4 protein-coding genes are annotated in these 3,762 nt (G+C 65.0%); 2 read left to right on the plus strand and 2 right to left on the minus strand.

Going from position 1 to position 3,762, the window contains the following annotated elements:
• The coding region (locus tag APY03_RS01410; RefSeq protein WP_232324127.1) for an MFS transporter at nt 1-1,235 on the minus strand (1,235 nt) is incomplete at its 3' end.
• An 81-nt stretch (nt 1,236-1,316) separates the two neighbouring features.
• Entirely contained in the window at nt 1,317-1,949 is a 633-nt protein-coding gene (locus APY03_RS01415) for a DUF6806 family protein (RefSeq protein ID WP_068673211.1), read from the minus strand.
• A gap of 260 nt (nt 1,950-2,209) precedes the next feature.
• Here APY03_RS01415 and APY03_RS01420 point away from each other — a divergent pair, with 260 nt between their 5' ends.
• Together APY03_RS01420 and APY03_RS43160 are read left to right on the plus strand one after the other, a co-directional pair.
• A complete protein-coding gene (locus tag APY03_RS01420; protein WP_011805818.1) occupies nt 2,210-3,412 on the plus strand; it encodes a tyrosine-type recombinase/integrase in 1,203 nt (400 codons plus the stop codon).
• A gap of 139 nt (nt 3,413-3,551) precedes the next feature.
• Nucleotides 3,552-3,762, plus strand: a 211-nt coding sequence (locus APY03_RS43160; RefSeq protein WP_443082792.1) for a type II toxin-antitoxin system RelE/ParE family toxin, incomplete at its 3' end; no start/stop codon positions are given.

A 3,762-nucleotide genomic window follows, 5' to 3' on the forward strand; every position in this document is an offset into this window, starting at 1 on the left:
CCGATGAAAAGCACGCTGGTCGAAAGGATCGCGATGCGCTGGTTGCCACCGGTCGCCCAGGTGATGGCGCCGTAGCTCAACGGGCCGATGATCGCGGCCAGCCGTGTGGCAACGCTCCACAGGCCGAAGAATTCCGCCAGTTGCCGCGGCGGCGCGAGCAGGCCCGTCATGGCGCGCCCGGCCGACTGGCTCGAGCCCATGGCCAGGCCGGCGATGGTTGCCGCCCACCAGAACCCGCCCTTGGTCGTGACGGAGGCGGCAATGACGCACACCGCGATCCAGGCGAGCAGTGCACCGGAAAGCGCGCGCCGGTGACCGATGCGGTCCTGCAGATAGCCGAAACCGAAGGCGCCGAGCGCCGCAGCGATGTTGAGGACGAAGATCAGCACCATGGTCTCGCTCGGGATGAAGCCGATCACCTGCTCCGCATAGATCGCCGCCAGCGTGATCGCCACCGCCACGCCGCCCTGGTAGCAGACGGTGCAGGCCAGCAGCCACATGAAGTCGCGGTAGGCACGCGCCTTGTGGAAGGTGTCGCGCAGCTGCTGCCAGGCGCTGCGACTTTCGGCCGCCGCCTGTGGCTGGGCGCGCTCGGGCAGCAGCGCAAAGGTGGCGCAGGCGGCGAGACCGTAGATTGCCGCCGTGATCAGCATCGTGACCGGCACGAAGTGCGCAGCGGGCAGCCCTTTCGCCTGGGCCCACAGCACGTAGGCCAAGCACAGCCCCAGCGCGAGCATGCCGCCGATGTAGCCGAAGCCCCAGCCCCAGCCGCTCACCTTGCCCATGCCCTCGGCCGTCGCGAGCTCCGGCAGGAAGGCGCCGGTCAAGGACTCGCCGTAGGAGTAGAAGGTGTTGGAGAGGACCACCAGGCCCATCGCCAGCGCGACTGCGAACGGGCCGCTGAGCCTGGGCGTGATCGCCAGCGCCACGGTGCCGAGCACGCAGCCGGCGGTGACGATCGCCAGCACCTTTTTCTTCGCTGCATGGAGGTCGGCCCAGGCGCCGATGGCCGGCATGCTCAGCATCACGATCGCGTATGAGATGCTCAAGGCGACAGTCCAGGCGAACGGGCCCCACGGCGCCCCCTTGGCGATTCCGCCGACGAAATAGGCAGCGAACACCGCCGTGATCACGACAGTCGTGTAGCCCGAATTGGCGAAGTCGTACATGGCCCAGCCGAAGACTTCGCGCTTGCGCACGCCGGGACGAAGGGCAGACTGGGAAAAAAGGGCCAAGCGACTCTCCTCGAACAGAAGGTCGCCGAGCATAGCGGAGCGGCTTGACCGCCCCGTGGCTGGAACTCCAGCGCCTTGGGTTCAGTGCAGGTGGCGAGGGCGGCGTCCGCCGCCATGGCTGCCGCTGCCGGAGCCACCGGTGCCGCCACGCGGGCGCTTGCCGATCTCGAGGGAGTTCACCAGCGCATCGAAGCGATCGCCGAAGAGCTTGTCGATCTCCGCCACCACGCCGCCGAGTTCGGCGCCATCGAAGTGGCGCTCCATGAGATTGACCACGTCCTCGACCAGGAGGTCGCGCTGCACTTGCATGATCGCGGCGGGGTTTGGACCGATGAAGAGCATGAGGAAGTCATCGCGGGACTCTTCCTCGGGGTCGCCCTCCTCCTCATCGAAGTCGGTGTCGTAGAAGGTGACCTCGATCGCAGCGCCCTGCTCGGCCAGCTCGTTGAGAGCCATGCACATTTCGTCGAGGGCCTGCCGGAAATCCTCGTCGCCGGCCACGGTCCAGCAGATCTGGAGCATGTGGTCCTTCTGCTCGAAGCGGATTCCCGGCTCCTCTTCGTAGACACTGTTCGCGCCATCGGCCAGCGAGCGGGCACCAGCGTATTTCCAGAGGGGTTTCAGGGCTTCCTGAATCTGCTCGAAGCTCACATCGGAGCGAAGCGGCACATCGCCGTGGACGTGGATTTCGAACGGAGCGTTGTAGCGAGGCATGTCATGCTCCCTTGTGATGTGGTTGGTGCCCGGAACCGGGATCGAACCGGTATGCCCCTTATGCAGGAAGCGGCGGATTTTAAGCCAGAGCATGGCATCCGCACCGGGCTAACGATGGACTTGGATGAGGCTTGCTGTAGCAGGTTTTCCCCGAGGCCAGTGCCTTCGATCATATCCCGGTGCGCGATGCAAACCGCCCCGGTTCCCCTCCGCCTGGCTCCTAGCCGGCCCCTGGAATCGGGGCCTTTCAGGAGCACCTCATGGCGAAGATCAAACTCACCAAGTCCGTCGTTGACACGGCGCAGGCGCAAACCTGCGATGTGGAACTCCGGGATACGCTCGTTCCGGGCTTCTTGTGCAAGATAACACCAACGGGCCGCAAGGTCTTCATGGTTCAGTACCGCACGAACTCCGGCGTGCGGCGCAAGCCGGCACTCGGCCAGTTCGGCGAGCTGACGGTCGAACAGGCCCGGTCGCTGGCCCAAGACTGGCTGGCCGAAGTCCGGCGCGGGGGCGATCCCGGACTCGACAAGGCCGAAGCCCGCAAGGCGCCGACGGTCAAGGAACTGTGCGGCCGGTTCATGGATGACCACTCCAAGCCGCACAACAAGCCCAGCACCCAGGCCAGCTACCAGTACCAGATCGACAACTTCGTCATCCCAGCCTTCGGCAGCAAGAAGGTTCACGAGGTCACGCGCCACGACATCACCGCGCTGATGAAGCGCATGGAGAGGTCCCCCACGCAGGCCAACCGCGTACTGTCGCTCGTCCGCAAGATGTTCAACCTGGCCGAACTGTGGGGCTACCGGCCCGATGGCTCCAATCCTTGCCGTCACGTACCCAAGTACCCGGAGAAAGGCTCGACCCGCCTTATCACCGACGAGCAGATGGTCAGCCTGTTCGCCTACTTGGACAAAGCCGAGGCCGAGGGCCTGGAACATCCCATCTATCTGCTGGCCGTCCGGCTGCAATTCGAGTTCGCGGCCCGCATGTCGGAGATCCTGCTGTTGCAGTGGGATTGGCTCGACTTGCCCAATGGCCGGGTTGTCTGGCCGGACAGCAAGACGGGCGATATGTCCAAGCCGTTGAGCGAGGAAGCCCGCCGGTTGCTGACGAATGCACCTCGCTACGGCAATTCGCCCTACGTATGCCCGGCCATCCTCGACCATGACAAGCCGCTCGGCCCCCATTCCTACTATCAGGCGTGGCGCCGAATCCTTGATCGCGCCGGCGTGCCGAAGGTTGGCACCCACGGCATACGCCACCGCTCAGCGACCGACATTGCCAATTCCGGCATCCCCGTCAAGGTCGGCATGGCGCTAACCGCGCACAAGACCGTGGCGATGTTCATGCGCTACGTCCACACCGAGGACGACCCGGTGCGTAAGGCAGCCGAGTTGGTAGCCAGCCGGCGCAAGTCGGTCGTCGGCACGCGGCAAGAACCCAAAGAGGTGACCGCATGATCGGTGACCAGTGCCTCGGCATGTCGGCCCTGATTGCCGTGTCGCCGTTACGCCAATCGGTTCGGCAGCCCTCCCCGCCCGTGCATCGCACTGGGGACTGGAAAAGTATGCCCGTTACGGGTATAGTTTGGAGGTCAAGATGACCCACGTCCTCAAGCGGAAGGACTTTGCACGGTGGCAGGCGGGCGAAAAGCTGCCTGATGCTGCCTTGTGCAAGGCGGTTCAAGAGATGGAAAGCGGTCTGATTGACGCGGACTTGGGCGGCTTCCTCTACAAGAAGCGGGTTGCCCGATCCGGCGGCGGCAAGAGCGGCGGCTACCGCACGCTGCTGTCGGCCCGGATCGGCAGCC

This window comes from Variovorax sp. WDL1 (assembly GCF_001541225.1).
In the GTDB taxonomy this organism is placed as follows: domain Bacteria; phylum Pseudomonadota; class Gammaproteobacteria; order Burkholderiales; family Burkholderiaceae_C; genus Variovorax.